The organism is Bradyrhizobium sp. 2TAF24 (assembly GCF_052115025.1).
Classification (GTDB): Bacteria; Pseudomonadota; Alphaproteobacteria; order Rhizobiales; family Xanthobacteraceae; genus Bradyrhizobium_A.
In genome coordinates this window covers 1-442 of sequence record NZ_JBFRFW010000079.1, presented here as the reverse complement: position 1 = coordinate 442, position 442 = coordinate 1, and the positions used below count along the sequence as shown (strand labels likewise).

Annotated in this window: 1 protein-coding gene; it reads right to left on the bottom strand. The window is 59.0% G+C overall.

Translation table 11 applies throughout. From position 1 onward, the window contains the following. Positions 1–127 precede the first annotated feature (127 nt). The coding region (locus tag AB4Z37_RS32995; RefSeq protein WP_441520883.1) for an ADP-ribosylglycohydrolase family protein at positions 128–442 on the bottom strand (315 nt) is incomplete at its 5' end.

Genomic DNA, 442 nt, shown 5'->3' with positions numbered 1-442 from the left:
TCTTCTACTTCGTTAAAGGCCAGGATTTCCGCCACGTTGGCGGCGACGAACTGGACAAGCTGCTCGCCGGAAAAGATCCGAAAGAGTAAGCGCAATAAAAACCCCCTCGTGATGAGGGGGTTTTGCTTCACGCTGACTTACTGAGTAGCTGACCGGCAAGCGTTGCGATCTCATCGCATTGCCACAGCTTCTCCCGCCAGCGGTGCGGGATCCCCTCCACGCCGTACCAGGCACCAGCAAGCTGCCCGGCAATCGCCGCAGTGGTATCCGCATCATCGCCAAGGTTGGTCGCCAGCAGGATCGTCTCTTCGAAACTCTCCCCGTGAGCGAAGCACCAAAGCGCCGCCTCCAGGCTTTGCACGCAGTAACCAGTGCCGAACACCTCCGCACGCGATTTCTGCCGGTAATGCCCTTCGGCGATCTGGCGCAGATTAGCCTGTTC